Consider the following 12,896-nt stretch of genomic DNA (forward strand, 5'->3'; position numbering starts at 1 on the left):
GCAGCGCAGCGCGCACCTATGGTGTCACGTATGCCGCCTGCCCTCGATGCCCCCGACGCCACCGAGCTGGCCTACCGCTGGTCCGGCCCCGCCGACCCCGCCACGCCCACCGTGGTGCTGCTGCACGGCCTCGGCGACTCCGGCGACTGCTGGCCGGACGCGGTGCGCCGCTGGTCGCCGCGCTGGCGCGTCGTCGGCGTCGACCTGCTCGGCCACGGGCGGTCACCGCGGTTCACCCGGGAGCAGCTCTCCGCTGCCGACCCCATGGAGGCGATGTATGCCGCCGCCGAGGCCACCGTCGCGCGCGTCGCCTCCGGCCGCGGGGGGCCGGTGCTCGTCGTGGGGCACTCGATGGGTGGCGGCATGGCGGGCGCGCTGGCCGCACGACGGCCCGACCTCGTGGCCGCGGCCGTGCTGGAGGACCCCGCGTGGCGCGACCCCGCCGAGCGGGTGCAGCCGCGCGGCATCGTCCACGAGCGGGTGGCGGAGTGCCGCGCCTTCGCCGACGACCCCGCCGGTCAGCTCGACAAGGGACGCGCCGACAACCCGACCTGGCCGGAGGTCGAGCTCGCACCCTGGGTCGAGTCCAAGGCACAGGTCGACCTCGACTTCCTCGACCTCGGCATCGCGAACCTGCTGGAGCCGTGGGACGAGATCGTCACGGCCATCGGGGTCCCGACCCTGGTGCTGCTCGCCGAGCGGGGCGGACCCGTCACCCCAGCGGTCCGAGCGCGAGCTGCCGGGCTCGCCAACCCGCAGGTGCAGATCCGGGTGGTCGAAGGAGCCGGCCACTGCATCCGCCGCGACCGCGCCGAGGACTTCCACGCGGTGGTCGACCGGTTCCTGGACGAGCACCGCGTCGCTGCGCCCGGCGAGCGCGTCACTCCTTGACGGTCAGCTCCCCGGCGGGTGCCGCGGGCGTGCCGTTCGCGTCACCGCGACCCTGGCCACGGTTGAGGTAACCGCCGAGCAGTGACTCGAGGTCGACGCCGGTGGTGTTCTTGAGCAGCTCCATCGTCTGGACGATGTTGTCGGTGACCTGGCGCGGCAGCTGGCCCGCACCGTCCGTGGAGACCACGGTGAGCTTGTCGATCGACGCCATCGGTGCGGCGACCTCGCGGGCCACCTGAGGCAGGACCTCCACGAGCATCTGCAGGACGGCGGCGTCGTTGTAGCGCGCGAACGCCTCGGCCCGCTTGTTCATCGCCTCCGCCTCGGCCTCACCGGTCGCGAGGATGGCGGCTGCCTGCGCGTCACCCTCGGCCTTGGTCGCCTCGGCCTCCGCGATGCGGCGGGCCTTCTCGGCCTCACCGCGACGAGCACCCTCGATGGCCTCGGCCTCGGCGAGGGCCGACCGACGGGACTTCTCACCCTCACCGGTCAGCCGGGCCTTCTCCGCGTCGGCCTCGGCAGCGGCGATGGACGCGGCCTTGCGGGCGTCGGCGTCGAAGATCTGGGAGTTGCGGCGTCCCTCGGCCTCGGTCTCCACGCGGTAGCGCTCGGCGTCGGCGGGCTTGCGCACCTCGGTGTCGAGCTGACGCTCCTTGAGGGCGGCCTGGCGCACGGCCACCTTCTCCTGCTCGGTGAGGATGGCCTGGTCGCGGTCGGCCTGGGCCAGCGGTCCGGCGGCGGCTGCCTGGGCCTGCGCGGCGTCGGTCTCGGCCTTGATCTCGGAGGTCTTCAGGGCGAGCATCCGCTGGGAGACCGCGATCTCCTGCTCGGCCACGATCCGCGCCTGCTCGGCGGCCTGCCGGGCCGCAGCCTCGGCGACGGCCGCGAGCTGTCCGACCTTGGCGGCCTCGGGTCGACCGAGGTCGGCGAGGTAGCTGCCGTCGTCGGTGATGTCCTGGATCTGGAAGGTGTCGAGGACCAGGCCCTGGCCGGTGAGCGACGTCTCGGACTCATCGGCGACCCGCTGGGCGAAGGCGGCGCGGTCGCGGATGATCTGCTCGACCGACAGCGAGCCGACGATGGAGCGCAGGGCACCGGCCAGGGTCTCCTGGGTGAAGGTCTCGATCTCGGCCTGCTGGGTCAGGAAGCGCTGGGCCGCGGCCCGGATGGAGTCCTCGTTGCCGCCCACCTTGACGATGGCGACACCGTCGAGGTTCAGCTTGACGCCCTGGCCCGACACGGCTCCGCGGATCTGCACGCTGATCCTGCGCGAGGAGAGGTCGAGGACGTGCAGGCGCTGCACGAACGGCAGGACGAAGACGCCACCACCCATGACGACCTTCTGGCCGGACATGTCGGTGGAGACCTGGCCGGTCTCGGTGTTGCGGACCTCCTTGCCCTTGCGCCCGGTCACGATGAACGCCTCGTTGGGGCCCGCCACCTTGTAGCGGGTCGTCACCATGCCGGCGAGCAGCACGACCAGGACGATGATCCCGACGACGGCGAGCAGGACGGGCGGGAGGGACAGCGAATCCATTGCGGTGTGCTCCTGGGGTGGTGACCGGGCTCAGGCCCGGGGCTGGACCATGACGGACGTGGGCGAGAGGACGGCACTCACCGTGACGGGGGTGCCGGAGGGCAGTGCCGTCGCGGCGCGGGCGTTGAGCTTGGTGATGTGGCCGGCCACGACGACGCTGACCTCGCCGAGCCCGCCCTCGGGGATGGCGCTGATGACGGTGCCGGGCTGGCCGGGCAGGTCGGCGGACCGCACGGTCGCCTCGTCACCGCCTCGGCGCAGGCGCGCCGTCGCGTAGCCGACCAGGGCGCCGACCACGACACCGGAGACCAGGCCCACGACGATGCCGACCCCCGTGCTGTCACTCGCTCCGGCGGCCAGGGCGCCCGCGAAACCGAAGGCCCCGAGGAAGCCCGCGAGCGCGGCACCGGAGAACAGGTCCCCGCCGAGGTCGATGCCGTCGAGCAGGTCACCACCGACGAGCGAGACCAGCAGCAGCACGACGCCGATACCGCCGATGACCAGGAACCAGGTCACGCCAACTCCTCCCCTTCACCGACGTGGGCCATCCCCCTGGGGCGTCGGCGAGCCCGAATACTACCGGTGTGCCGCAGTTGCGTCCGCCGCTTCGCGGAACCCGCCACCGGGTCGTTCAGAGCAGCCGCAGGACCTCGTCGAGCTCGGTGGCGTCATACCAGAGCAGGTCCTCCATGCCCTGGTTGCCGGCCTCCTCGTCGACGTGGAACGACACGACCTGCCGCAGCGCGACCGGCGCCGAGACGGTCACCGCCCCCAGCGCGTCGCGGGTCCCGTCGGCGCTCACGACCCCGGGGTCGACGTCCGCGGCGGCGACCACCCGCTTGACCACCGTCGTGCCCTGGAGCGCGGCCGCGGCGTCGACGGCTTCGGACAGCGCGGCATACTCCCACTCCTCCTCGAGGCCGGTGGGATCGGCGCGCTCGATGCGACCGGTGACACCGAACGCGGCGACCGGTGTCGGTCCGATCTCGCGGTCGGCAGCCAGCCGGCGCAGGGCGTCCGGCAGGAGGGGCACGTAGATCCTGGTCTGGGTCATCCCACGTCCTCGCTGTGGAGTCCTTCGTCATCGGCGGGCAGGTTGGCGTCGCCAACCTCCTCGAAGTCGGACCCGTCGGGCAGCGGCGCCGGGTCGTGCAGCGCGACCGCCGACGTGCGCAGCGACGTGGCGATGACGGTCGGCCGACGGGTGACGTCCATGAGGTTGGAGCCGATCGCCTCGAGGTCCTCCTCGCCGGGCCCGAGCACCGTGACCTCGGCACCGTCGGCGTGCACCTTGGCGAGCTCGCGCAGCACGCGCAGGGTGACGCGGTTGCGCCACTGCCGCTCGACGCGGGTGCGCCAGTGTCGCGGAGCGTCGCGGACGAAGCTGACCTGCGGGGCGAGGACGTAGACCTCGTCGAGGCCGAGGCCGGCCATCAGGTCGAGGTTGGTCGACGACCAGGCGCCGCCGTCGATGTAGCGGTGGTCGCCGATCCGCACCGGCTGGTACCACCCGGGAATCGCGCACGACGCCATCACGGCCGCCGGGAGGTCGACCTCGGGGGCACCCTCGCGACCGAACGCCACCCGCTCGCCCGTGTCGTAGTCGAGCGCCACGACGGTGACCCCGGGCCGGGACGGCCAACCCTGCGGGACGACGTGGCCGACCATCGCACCGACCGCCTCGATGCTGCCGCGCCCCTCGGGGAGGATCGCGGACAGGACCGCCGTGGGAGGCAGGTGCCGAAGGTGGAGCGCGTTGCGGCGCAACAGCTCTCGCGACCCGAGACCCACCTTGGGAAGACCCGGTCGGTCGCCGCCGGTGTCCTTGTCGTAGTCCCACAGGTAGCCGGAGAGAGGACCTGCGTCGACCGTGCCCGCGAGCTGGTGGGTGAGCAGGTCGGCGACCGGCACACCGGCCCCGAGCAGGCCGGCGAGGACGGCTCCGGCCGAGGTGCCCACGAGCTCGTCGAAGTCGCGGACGTCGACCCCGAGCTCGGCCTCGAGCGCCGTCAGCGCCCCGACCATCCACGCGGCACCGAGCACCCCGCCCCCGCCGAGCACGAGGCCGCGACGCGGGGTCATCGCGCCTTCGACCGGTGGCTGTCCAGGAGCTCGCCGAGGGAGTCGACGATGCTCTGCCCGAGGACGTCGATGTCGGGCATCGAGTCACGGTCGGCGTTGAGCCCGTAGTAGACCCCGCCGTCGTAGGAGGTCAGCCCGATCGACAGCGCCTGCCCCTTGGCGAGCGGCATGACCGGGTAGGTCGACAGCATCCGCGCGTCGCCGGCATACAAGGTGTGCTGCGGGCCGGGCACGTTCGTGATGACCACGTTGAACAGCCGACGGGACACTGCGCTCCCTAGCCGGGCGCCGAGCGAGTGCAGCGTGGGCGGTGCGAAACCGGCTAGTCCCGCAAGGGATTCCGCACCAACAGCCTGCCCACCCTCCATCTGCTGGCGCATCGCGAACGCGATCTGGTGCAGCCGCATGGAGGGCCCGGGCTCACCCACCGGCAGGTCGACGAAGCAGGCCGTCAGGCGGCTGCCCACGTGCCGGGCGTCCTCGTCGTAGACGCTGACCGGCACCATCGCCCGCACCGTGGTGCCCGAGTGGACGGACTCGCCACGGGTGAGCAGCCAGGTGCGGAAGGCGCCGGAGATGGTGGCCAGCACGACGTCGTTGATCGACACGTCGTCGGCGTAGTTGCCCCGTGCCAGCCTGCTGCGGACCTTGCGGTAGTCATCGAGGTCGGTGCCGATCATGACGTAGCGGCGGGCCTCGCCCACCGGTGCGTTGAGCGGCGAGTGCGGTGCGGGGCGGGCGGCCGTGCGGGCCAGCGTCGAGACGACGTCGCCGGCGGCCGCGAGGGCGCGGGAACCGACCGCCTTGACGTCGACCATCCCGCCGCGGATGTTCTCGACCACCTCGCTGGGTCGGCGCACCGCGTCGACCAGCGCGCCGGTCAGGAGCTCGACGTCGCTGGGTTCGCGCGACGGCCGCCAGGTGTCGGTGACCAGGCCCTCGGCCGCTGGGTCGCCGTCCACGATCACGTGCGCGATGTCGACCGCGTTGATGCCGTCGACGAGCGCCTGGTGGGACTTCGTGACGATCGCGAAGCGGCCCTCGGCCAGCCCCTCGACGAGATAGACCTCCCACAGGGGACGGTGCCGGTCGAGGGCCCGCGGCTGGATCCGCGCCACGAACTCCTGCAGCTGCTCGTCGGTGCCCGGGCGCGGCAGGGCCGAGCGGCGCACGTGGTAGGCGACGTCGAAGTTCTCGTCGTCGACCCACACCGGGTTGGCCAGCCGGCCGGGCACCTGCCGGATCCGCTGCCGGTAGCGGGGGACGAACGCGATCCGCGTCGAGATCAGCTGGACGAGCCGGTCGTAGTCGAATCCGTCGCTCGGCGGGTCGAACACCATGACCGAACCGACATGCATCGGCGTCGTCGCCTCTTCGAGGTAGAGGAACGACGCGTCGAGGGAGTTGAGGCGGTCGGGCACCGCCTCATCGTGTCAGATGGCGCTGTCTAGACTCGGTTTCGTGACGAAGATGACGCCGCGTGTGCCGATGACGTATGCCGCCGGGCTGGCCCTCGCCCTGGCCCTCACCGCCTGCGGGACCTCCGGTGACGACCCTGGGTCGACCAGCTCGACGACCAGCGCCACCAGCTCCTCGTCGTCATCGTCGTCGTCATCGTCGTCGTCCTCCTCCAGCTCCAGCCCCTCGGGCCGCACCATCGCCATCACCGTCAAGGGCTCGAAGGTCACGCCCGCGCCGAGCACCGTCGACCTCGGCGTCGGCGAGGAGCTCACCCTCACCGTGACCAGCGACCACGACGACGAGCTGCACATCCACGGCTTCGAGGTGGAGAAGGAGCTCGTGGCGGGCACGCCGCTGAGCGTCACGGTGAAGGGCGACCAGCCGGGGGTCTACGAGGTCGAGACCCACCACCCGGAGCTGCGGCTGATGAAGATCGCGGTCCGGTGACCCTCGCCGCCCTGGCGGCCCTGCCTGCGCACGGTGTCGGCTCACGCGAGGACCTGCCGCTGCCGTTCACCTACCTGCTGGTCGGGGCCGGGCTCGCGCTGGTCGTGTCGTTCGTGGCGCTCGGCGCACTGTGGAAACAACCCCGGCTCGACGCCCGGGACGGTCGACTGCTGCCGATGCCGGTCGCCCTGGCCCTCGACAGCGCCGCGGTCCGTGGCCTGTTCGTCATCCTCTCGCTCGTCATCACGGCCTGGACCCTGCTCGCCCTCCTGCTCGGCAAGGACAACGCCAACAACCCCGTGCCGTCGGTCGTCTACGTCTGGCTCTGGGTCGGCCTCGCCTTCGTCTCGATGGTGTTCGGCGGCATCTGGCGACTGGTCAACCCGGTCCGCTGGATCCGCACCGGCATCCTGCGGGCGGCCCGCATCGAGGACGACTTCACCCTCGCCGACTACCGGCTGGGCTACTGGCCCGCCGCGACCGGGCTGCTCGCCTTCGCCTGGCTCGAGCTGATCGCGCCGGACAACGCCGACCAGCCGGTGCTGCGGGTGGCGGTCCTCGGCTACCTCATCGTCAGCCTCGTCCTCGCGCTGACCTTCGGCCGGCCCTACCTGCGCCGCGGCGACCCCTTCACCGCCTGGTCCTCGCTCTACGGCGCGCTCAGCCCGCTGGGCCGCCGCGCCGACGGGCGCTGGGTGCTGCGCACCCCCTTGCACGGACCACTCCAGCTCACCGCGGCGCCAGGGCTGCTCGCCGTCACCTCCGTGATGCTCGGGACCACCGCCTACGACGGGTTCTCCGGGGAGACCCGCTGGTACACCTTCGTCCAGTCGTCCAGCCTGCCCCCTCGCCTGTGGGAGACCACTGCGCTGGTCGGCTTCAGCCTCGTCGTCGCCGCGTCCCTGTATGCCGCCGCCGTGCTCTCGGCGCGCCTCGCCGGGGTCAGCGTGCGTGGCATCGCGACCGCGTTCGCCCCGTCGCTGATCCCGATCGCCGCGGGCTACCTCGTCGCCCACTACTGGTCGCTGTGGGTGTGGGAAGGCACCAACGGACTGGCCAAGATGAGCGACCCCCTCGGGACCGGCGCGAACTGGCTCGGCACGGCCGGCCTCAGCCCGTCCGCGGCGCTGATCGCCCCCGGCCTGGTCGCGAGCATCCAGGTGGTGGCCATCATCACCGGTCACGTGCTGGGAGTGGTCGCCGCCCACGAGCGGGCCATCACGCTCTTTCCCCGTCGGGCGGCCGTGCTCGGCCAGGTGCCGTTGCTGGTGCTCATGGTGGGCTACACGGTGGGCGGGCTGACCCTGCTGTTCAGCTCCTGACGACACCGCGCCGGCTGCGGTGCCGTCGACGTCGCTCGGGCAGGGGCGCGGCGTAGGCGTCGGCGAGCGCCGCGATCGCGCGCCGGAGCGCGGACTGCGGCGCGACCTCGGCCAGCGTCGTGCCGGCGAACACCGCCGCGTCGAGGGTCGCCCGGTCATCGGGCAGGAAGTCGAGGTCGCCGAGGCCGGCGAACCGTCCGAGCGCCTCGGTGATCCGCTGCTCGGGCCGTGGCCCGACGGCGCCCGGCCGGACCCGGTTGACGACCACCCGTGGGGGACGGCCGGACCGGGCGGGAAGGCCGGGCAGGTCGGGAAGGTCGGCCAGGTCGGGAAGGTCGGCCAGGTCGGCCAGGTCGGTCAGGTCCTGGACCGCGCGCACCAACCGCTGCAGCCCGACCGGGTCGGCCGTGCCGACCACCACGAGCTCGTCGGCCACCGCGAGCGCGGTGAGGGTCGCGGCGTTGCGACGCGGTGCGAGCGTGTCGTAGGACAGCTCCTCGTCGTCCTCGATGGCGAAGCCACAGTCCACCACGACGAACCTGGCCAGATGGCGTGCGGTGGCCAGGACGTGGGCCACCGACGGTGCCCGCAGCTCGGTCCAGCGCTGCGCCCGCGGCAGACCGGTCAGCACCCGCATCCCCGGCGTCACCTCGGGCGCCACCCGCGCGAGCGCGGCCAGGTCGAGGCCGCCCTGGTCGGCGGCGCGAGCTGCCGCGGCGACCCCGGGCGCCTCGTCGAGCAGGCCGAGCAGCTGGGCGACCGACGCGCCGTAGGTGTCGAGGTCGACCAGCAGGGTCGGCGCCCGCAGGGCCAGCTCGGCGGCCAGGTTGAGCGCCACCGTCGTGCGCCCCGGCGCCCCGGTGGGCCCCCAGACAGCGATCACGGTGGCCGGCTGGGGCCCTTCCGCGGTCTTGGAACCGGCCGGGTCGCCGTCAGGCGCAGCCTCGCCACGGCCCCCGTGCGGGCGGGTCCGGGAGGCGAGCGCGTCGAGCGCGTCGTCGATCTCGTGACTGGCCAGGTCGGCCCGCAGCACAACCTCGACGCCGAGCTGTCGGAGCCGGCGCTCACCCGGCTCGTCGTCAGGGCCGACGACCCCTGCCGCCTCGACGCCGTGGCTGGCCAGCTCGTGCAGGGCCGGCCGGTCGAGGGCCCGCAGGTCAGCGGAGACCAGCGCGATCTGGCCGTGGCCGGCGGCGGCCGCGGCGAGCAGGTCGGCCAGGTCGGCGCACCGCCGCGTCACCGTGTAGCCGGCGGTGGCCTCCACGGCGGCGACCAGCTCGGACTCCCACGCGGCGTCGAGGGCGGCGATGACGGGGCGGGTCACTGCTCGACCCACGTCACGGCTCGACCCGCATCACTGCTCGGCCCGCATCACTGCTCGGCCCACATCACTGCTCGACTCGTACGGCCGAGCCCGCCACTGGCACCACGGTGATCCGCGCGCCGAGGTCGACGGCCGCGATGACCTCCTTGATCCGGGCAGTCGGTGCCATCACCTGCACGGCGCGGTCCCCGGCCGCACCCCCACCGAGCCCGCCACCGGCCCGGGGCAGGCTCGACACCGGGACGGCCTCGAGGGTCAGCTCGGGTCCGAGGAACCCACCGCCAGCACCCGCTCCGGCGGCCCTGCCGCTCTCGCCCCCCTCGTCACCCGGGTCGACCCGGTTGACGTAGACGTCGACGGTCGACCCGACGCGCAGCGCGGCGGCGGCGCCGGCATCGACGCTCAGGACCAGCGGCTGGACCCCGACCTGGTCACGACCGCCCACCGCCCCCACCGGGACCAGCTCGCCGGCAGCCACCGGGCGCACCACGAAGCGGTCGGGCGCCAGGCCCCCGCCGGCGGAGAGGTAGTGGGGCTGCTGCGACCCGAGCTGCACGTCGACCCGGCTCAGGTCGTCGGCGGTGAGCCGCTGGCCGGGCACCAACGGTGCGCGGGCGGCATACACGGGGGTGCGGTCGTCGGCACGGGCCACGACCCCCGCACCCAGGGCGACCGAGGCCAGCACGATCAGCACGCCGACGAGCAGGCGGGTGTCGCGCCAGCTCGGCCGCGCCAACCGGGCTGCTGTGGGCGTGGGTAGGTCAGTCATCGCGAGGTCCCTTCGGTCCGGATCGGTCGGTCCACGTCAGCCGTCGGAGCCGCCATCATGACGCAGGCTCGGGGGGTCATCCGGCGCAGTCCACAGGTTTCCGGGTCATCCACAAGGTCGGGGTGCCAACTCCCCCAAACGGCTGTCGATGCCAGAATTTGGCCAACGAACAGACGCAGCCACAAGAACATGGTAAAAATTCGGTCAAGGAAAGGTCTGGCTCCAGTCAAGGTGCCAGCGAGGAAAGAGGGGAACAACGTGGCAAAGCGCTTCATTCAACTCTCCGAGGTCTCGGAAGTTCTCGACATCTCGTCGGCCCAGGCCTACGCACTGGTCCGTTCGGGCGAGCTGCCCGCGATCAAGGTCGGCGGGCGTGGCCAGTGGCGCGTCGAGGTCGCCGAGCTCGAGGGCTACATCCAGCGGATGTACAGCGAGACCAAGACCTTCGTCGCCGCGCACCCGTTCGGTCAGGGCCAGGACTGAGCCCCCTGCGCCCCGGCCCCCCGGCCCGGGCGCAGGAGCACCACCGCGGCGAACGGCACCAGGCGACGCCCGGTGACGTTCCCCGCCCGGCGGGGCAGGTCGGCCGGGTGCTCGCTGAGCTCGAGCGCGTCCCGCCCGACGGCGTCGATCGTGCCGCTCAGCACCGTCCCGTCGAGCACCGTCACCAGCACGGCCGAGCGGTCGCGACTGACTCCGCGCAGTGCGTGACCGAGGTCGAACCGGCGGCTGGCTCCCGCACCGTCCACCCCTGACGGCAGCCCCGTGACACCGGTGATCGCCGCAAGAGGCACGAGCGCCGGGCCCCCGGCCTCGTCGGCCACCAGCACCCAGCCGTCGCCGACCTCGAGCACGCGGCCCGCGATCGCCCCGGCCGCCACGAGCACCAGGCCGAGCCGACAACCCACTGCCGCCACGAGCCGGTCGGACAGCCGGACCAGCGCGCGTTCGCGGCGCGTCCGGTCGGCCACCTCACCGTCGAGCTCGCGCCGCGCCTGCGCCTCCCACTGGGCGGCCAGGTCCGCGAACAGGTCATCCCAGCGCATCGTCGTCCCCCGTCGTCCCCACGTCGTCCCCTCGTCCCCTCGCTGTCCACTCGTCGTCCCGGCCCGCCCTCCTCCGCCCTCGCACCTTGCCACATCCATCCGACGTTGTTACGTTCAACCCGCCGTAAACACAGGCAAACAAACGTCAACGGCACCATGACGGTGTGCCGGGCAGGGGGGACGAGCATGGGTGCATCGCGAGCGGGACAGCTGGGCCGGTCGGCGCCGGGGACCAGGCCGGCGGCCGCCGCCGATCGGGCGGTGCGACTGGTGCGGCCGCTGACCGCGCTGGGCGGGCTCGGGGTGCTCGAGCTCCTCGCGGTGCGCACGAGCTGGCGGTCCTGGCAGGTCCTGGCCGGCCCTGCACCCGCCTCGCTGCCGGAGGCGGTCGTGGCCCTCGTGCTGGCGGTGTGCGCCGTGCTGGGCGGGTGGCTGCTGCTCAGCACCGCGGTCGCGGTCGCAGCGCACCTGCCGGGCGGGATCGGCGCCACCTCGCGCCGGTGGGCCGCAGCCTGGGCCCCGGTGGTCACCCGACGGGTCGCCGCCGTCCTCGTCGGCGCGGCCCTGGGCAGCGGGGCGGTGCCCCCGCAGGCGCCATCGGCGACAGCCTGCCGCCGGCGTCGGGTCCGGGCTTTGCCCTGACCCGGCCGATCTCGCCGGACCCGGCGTCGCGGCCCCTCGATGCTGCCGGGCCCGGCTGGACCCCATCGCGGCCGACCCACCAGGCCCCGGACGCCACCCGGCTGGTCGCCGGGGCCGGCGCGCGTCCGGCCGGCGAGGTCGTCGTCCACCGGGGCGACTCCCTGTGGAGCATCGTCCGCCGCACCCTCGGCCCGGGGGCCTCGGACGCCGAGGTCGCCGCCGTCTGGCCGCGCTGGCACGCCGCGAACCGCGACGTCGTCGGCCCCGACCCCGACCGCCTCCTGCCCGGCCAGGTGCTCCGCCCTCCCGAGCCGGCCGAACAACCCGCGCAACCTGATGGAGTGAGCCGGTGAACCCGGCGGCCGACGACGCCGGGACGCCTGGCAGCGGTCCCGGACGCCTCACCCCGTTGCGGATCGTCCCGGTCCCCCGCAGCAGGCCAGCGGTCCTCACCGACACCGAGTCGTGGGTGCCCGACGACAGCCGGGCTCCGCACTACGTGCAGGATGCGCTGGCGGTCGACTTCGACACGCTGACCGACGAGCAGCTCTTCGGCGAGCGACCGACCCGACGTGACGACCTGCCCGACCCGCGACCGTGGGCGGGGCACATCGCGCAGGCCCTCGTCGAGGTGATGGCCGGCGCGCGTCCCGCCCCGCAGGTGCTGCGGTGGACCACGCCGGAGGTGTATGCCGTCGTGGCCCGCCGCGCGTCCGTGTCGGCCCGGCGTGGGGCCGGGGACAGCCGCCGCACCGTCGTGCGCGGCCTGCGCGTGTGCGAACCCGCCGACGGGGTGGCCGAGGCCAGCGCCGTCGTCGTCGACGGCGGCCGGGTGCGGGCGCTGGCGTTCCGGTTGGTCGGGCTCGACGGCCGCTGGCGCGTCGAGGCCCTGCAGATCGGCTGACCCCGCAACGACTTCTGGCCACCCGTGCCGGGTGCAGCGCCCCGCGCGGGGCGCACACCGGCCATGGGTGGCCAGAAGTGCGGAAGGGGTGGGTCAGGGGGTCGGAGTCAGGCCTTGCCGTGGCACATCTTGAACTTCTTGCCCGACCCGCAGGGGCAGGGCCCGTTACGGGACGCGCCCTTGAGCTGCTCGGGACTCAGGGTGTCGTCCACCGTCCCGACCGCTCGGTGCTCCACGTCACCGGTCTCACCCGGCGCGGAGTACTGCAGCTGCTGCGGTCGGCGCTCCGGCTGCTCCAGCCCCTTGGCGCGGAACGTCGGGTGCTTCTCGGCCGTGGAGGCGGTGTCGACCGACACCGGCCCTGCCTCGGCACCGGCGCCGCTGGACGCCGGCACGTCGGTGTCCGGCTCGGCCAGCGGCTCCACCGGTGAGTCGGCCGAGGAGAGGCCCGACCCGGCCAGCATGTCGGAG

At 73.5% G+C, this 12,896-nt stretch carries 15 protein-coding genes; 6 read left to right on the top strand and 9 right to left on the bottom strand.

Annotated elements, in window-relative coordinates:
- The first annotated feature begins 30 nt into the window (after nucleotides 1-30).
- A complete protein-coding gene (locus BLQ34_RS09210; protein ID WP_157692963.1) occupies nucleotides 31-891 on the top strand; it encodes an alpha/beta fold hydrolase in 861 nt (286 codons plus the stop codon).
- Here BLQ34_RS09210 and BLQ34_RS09215 read toward each other — a convergent pair.
- From BLQ34_RS09215 to BLQ34_RS09235, 5 genes are all read right to left on the bottom strand, one after another.
- Entirely contained in the window at nucleotides 881-2,428 is a 1,548-nt protein-coding gene (locus BLQ34_RS09215; protein ID WP_091784373.1) for a flotillin family protein, read from the bottom strand. The genes BLQ34_RS09210 and BLQ34_RS09215 overlap by 11 nt on opposite strands.
- A 30-nt stretch (nucleotides 2,429-2,458) precedes the next feature.
- Complete coding sequence (locus BLQ34_RS09220; RefSeq protein ID WP_091784376.1) at nucleotides 2,459-2,944, bottom strand: hypothetical protein; 486 nt, start codon at nucleotides 2,942-2,944, stop codon at nucleotides 2,459-2,461.
- A gap of 115 nt (nucleotides 2,945-3,059) precedes the next feature.
- The gene (locus BLQ34_RS09225) at nucleotides 3,060-3,482 is read right to left on the bottom strand and encodes a DUF6912 family protein (RefSeq protein WP_091784379.1); all 423 of its coding nucleotides are present in this window, start codon (nucleotides 3,480-3,482) and stop codon (nucleotides 3,060-3,062) included.
- The gene (locus tag BLQ34_RS09230) at nucleotides 3,479-4,510 is read right to left on the bottom strand and encodes a patatin-like phospholipase family protein (RefSeq protein ID WP_091784382.1); all 1,032 of its coding nucleotides are present in this window, start codon (nucleotides 4,508-4,510) and stop codon (nucleotides 3,479-3,481) included. Before BLQ34_RS09230 ends, BLQ34_RS09225 begins: the two co-directional genes overlap by 4 nt.
- Entirely contained in the window at nucleotides 4,507-5,931 is a 1,425-nt protein-coding gene (locus BLQ34_RS09235; protein WP_091784386.1) for a WS/DGAT/MGAT family O-acyltransferase, read from the bottom strand. Before BLQ34_RS09235 ends, BLQ34_RS09230 begins: the two co-directional genes overlap by 4 nt.
- A 49-nt stretch (nucleotides 5,932-5,980) precedes the next feature.
- Here BLQ34_RS09235 and BLQ34_RS18770 point away from each other — a divergent pair, with 49 nt between their 5' ends.
- Together BLQ34_RS18770 and BLQ34_RS09245 are read left to right on the top strand one after the other, a co-directional pair.
- Complete coding sequence (locus tag BLQ34_RS18770; RefSeq protein WP_231961542.1) at nucleotides 5,981-6,418, top strand: cupredoxin domain-containing protein; 438 nt, start codon at nucleotides 5,981-5,983, stop codon at nucleotides 6,416-6,418.
- Nucleotides 6,415-7,740 carry a hypothetical protein gene (locus tag BLQ34_RS09245; RefSeq protein WP_091784389.1) on the top strand — a complete coding sequence of 442 codons (1,326 nt, stop codon included), beginning with the start codon at nucleotides 6,415-6,417 and terminating at the stop codon, nucleotides 7,738-7,740. Before BLQ34_RS18770 ends, BLQ34_RS09245 begins: the two co-directional genes overlap by 4 nt.
- Here the strand turns inward: BLQ34_RS09245 and BLQ34_RS09250 are convergent.
- Both BLQ34_RS09250 and BLQ34_RS09255 read right to left on the bottom strand, forming a co-directional pair.
- The gene (locus BLQ34_RS09250) at nucleotides 7,730-9,064 is read right to left on the bottom strand and encodes an AAA family ATPase (RefSeq protein ID WP_091784392.1); all 1,335 of its coding nucleotides are present in this window, start codon (nucleotides 9,062-9,064) and stop codon (nucleotides 7,730-7,732) included. The genes BLQ34_RS09245 and BLQ34_RS09250 overlap by 11 nt on opposite strands.
- Before the next feature lie 64 nt (nucleotides 9,065-9,128).
- Nucleotides 9,129-9,833, bottom strand: a complete 705-nt coding sequence (locus BLQ34_RS09255) for a CpaB family protein (protein ID WP_157692965.1) — start codon at nucleotides 9,831-9,833, stop codon at nucleotides 9,129-9,131.
- Nucleotides 9,834-10,091: 258 nt separating this feature from the next.
- Between BLQ34_RS09255 and BLQ34_RS09260 the strand changes: the two genes are divergently transcribed.
- Nucleotides 10,092-10,316: a helix-turn-helix domain-containing protein gene (locus tag BLQ34_RS09260; protein ID WP_056922813.1), complete on the top strand. Its 225-nt coding sequence runs from the start codon at nucleotides 10,092-10,094 to the stop codon at nucleotides 10,314-10,316.
- Here the strand turns inward: BLQ34_RS09260 and BLQ34_RS09265 are convergent.
- Entirely contained in the window at nucleotides 10,301-10,879 is a 579-nt protein-coding gene (locus tag BLQ34_RS09265; protein ID WP_091784398.1) for a hypothetical protein, read from the bottom strand. The genes BLQ34_RS09260 and BLQ34_RS09265 overlap by 16 nt on opposite strands.
- 186 nt (nucleotides 10,880-11,065) lie before the next feature.
- Here BLQ34_RS09265 and BLQ34_RS09270 point away from each other — a divergent pair, with 186 nt between their 5' ends.
- Both BLQ34_RS09270 and BLQ34_RS09275 read left to right on the top strand, forming a co-directional pair.
- Entirely contained in the window at nucleotides 11,066-11,521 is a 456-nt protein-coding gene (locus BLQ34_RS09270) for a hypothetical protein (protein WP_157692966.1), read from the top strand.
- Nucleotides 11,522-11,870: 349 nt separating this feature from the next.
- On the top strand, nucleotides 11,871-12,425 hold the full coding sequence (locus BLQ34_RS09275; protein ID WP_091784403.1) for an Rv3235 family protein: 555 nt from the start codon (nucleotides 11,871-11,873) through the stop codon (nucleotides 12,423-12,425).
- A 107-nt stretch (nucleotides 12,426-12,532) separates the two neighbouring features.
- Here BLQ34_RS09275 and BLQ34_RS19555 read toward each other — a convergent pair whose 3' ends face one another.
- On the bottom strand, nucleotides 12,533-12,889 hold the full coding sequence (locus tag BLQ34_RS19555) for an SEC-C metal-binding domain-containing protein (protein ID WP_456238429.1): 357 nt from the start codon (nucleotides 12,887-12,889) through the stop codon (nucleotides 12,533-12,535).
- Nucleotides 12,890-12,896: the final 7 nt, after the last annotated feature.

Source organism: Pedococcus dokdonensis, assembly GCF_900104525.1.
In the GTDB taxonomy this organism is placed as follows: domain Bacteria; phylum Actinomycetota; class Actinomycetes; order Actinomycetales; family Dermatophilaceae; genus Pedococcus; species Pedococcus dokdonensis.

Bases quoted from the DNA above. Each gene is read 5' to 3' on its own strand.
- BLQ34_RS09210 (WP_157692963.1), top strand. From the start codon at position 31: ATGCCGCCTGCCCTCGATGCCCCCGACGCCACCGAGCTGGCCTACCGC.
- BLQ34_RS09215 (WP_091784373.1), bottom strand. From the start codon at position 2,428: ATGGATTCGCTGTCCCTCCCGCCCGTCCTGCTCGCCGTCGTCGGGATC.
- BLQ34_RS09225 (WP_091784379.1), bottom strand. From the start codon at position 3,482: ATGACCCAGACCAGGATCTACGTGCCCCTCCTGCCGGACGCCCTGCGC.
- BLQ34_RS09230 (WP_091784382.1), bottom strand. From the start codon at position 4,510: ATGACCCCGCGTCGCGGCCTCGTGCTCGGCGGGGGCGGGGTGCTCGGT.
- BLQ34_RS18770 (WP_231961542.1), top strand. From the start codon at position 5,981: ATGACGCCGCGTGTGCCGATGACGTATGCCGCCGGGCTGGCCCTCGCC.
- BLQ34_RS09255 (WP_157692965.1), bottom strand. From the start codon at position 9,833: ATGACTGACCTACCCACGCCCACAGCAGCCCGGTTGGCGCGGCCGAGC.
- BLQ34_RS09265 (WP_091784398.1), bottom strand. From the start codon at position 10,879: ATGCGCTGGGATGACCTGTTCGCGGACCTGGCCGCCCAGTGGGAGGCG.
- BLQ34_RS09270 (WP_157692966.1), top strand. From the start codon at position 11,066: ATGGGTGCATCGCGAGCGGGACAGCTGGGCCGGTCGGCGCCGGGGACC.
- BLQ34_RS19555 (WP_456238429.1), bottom strand. From the start codon at position 12,889: ATGCTGGCCGGGTCGGGCCTCTCCTCGGCCGACTCACCGGTGGAGCCG.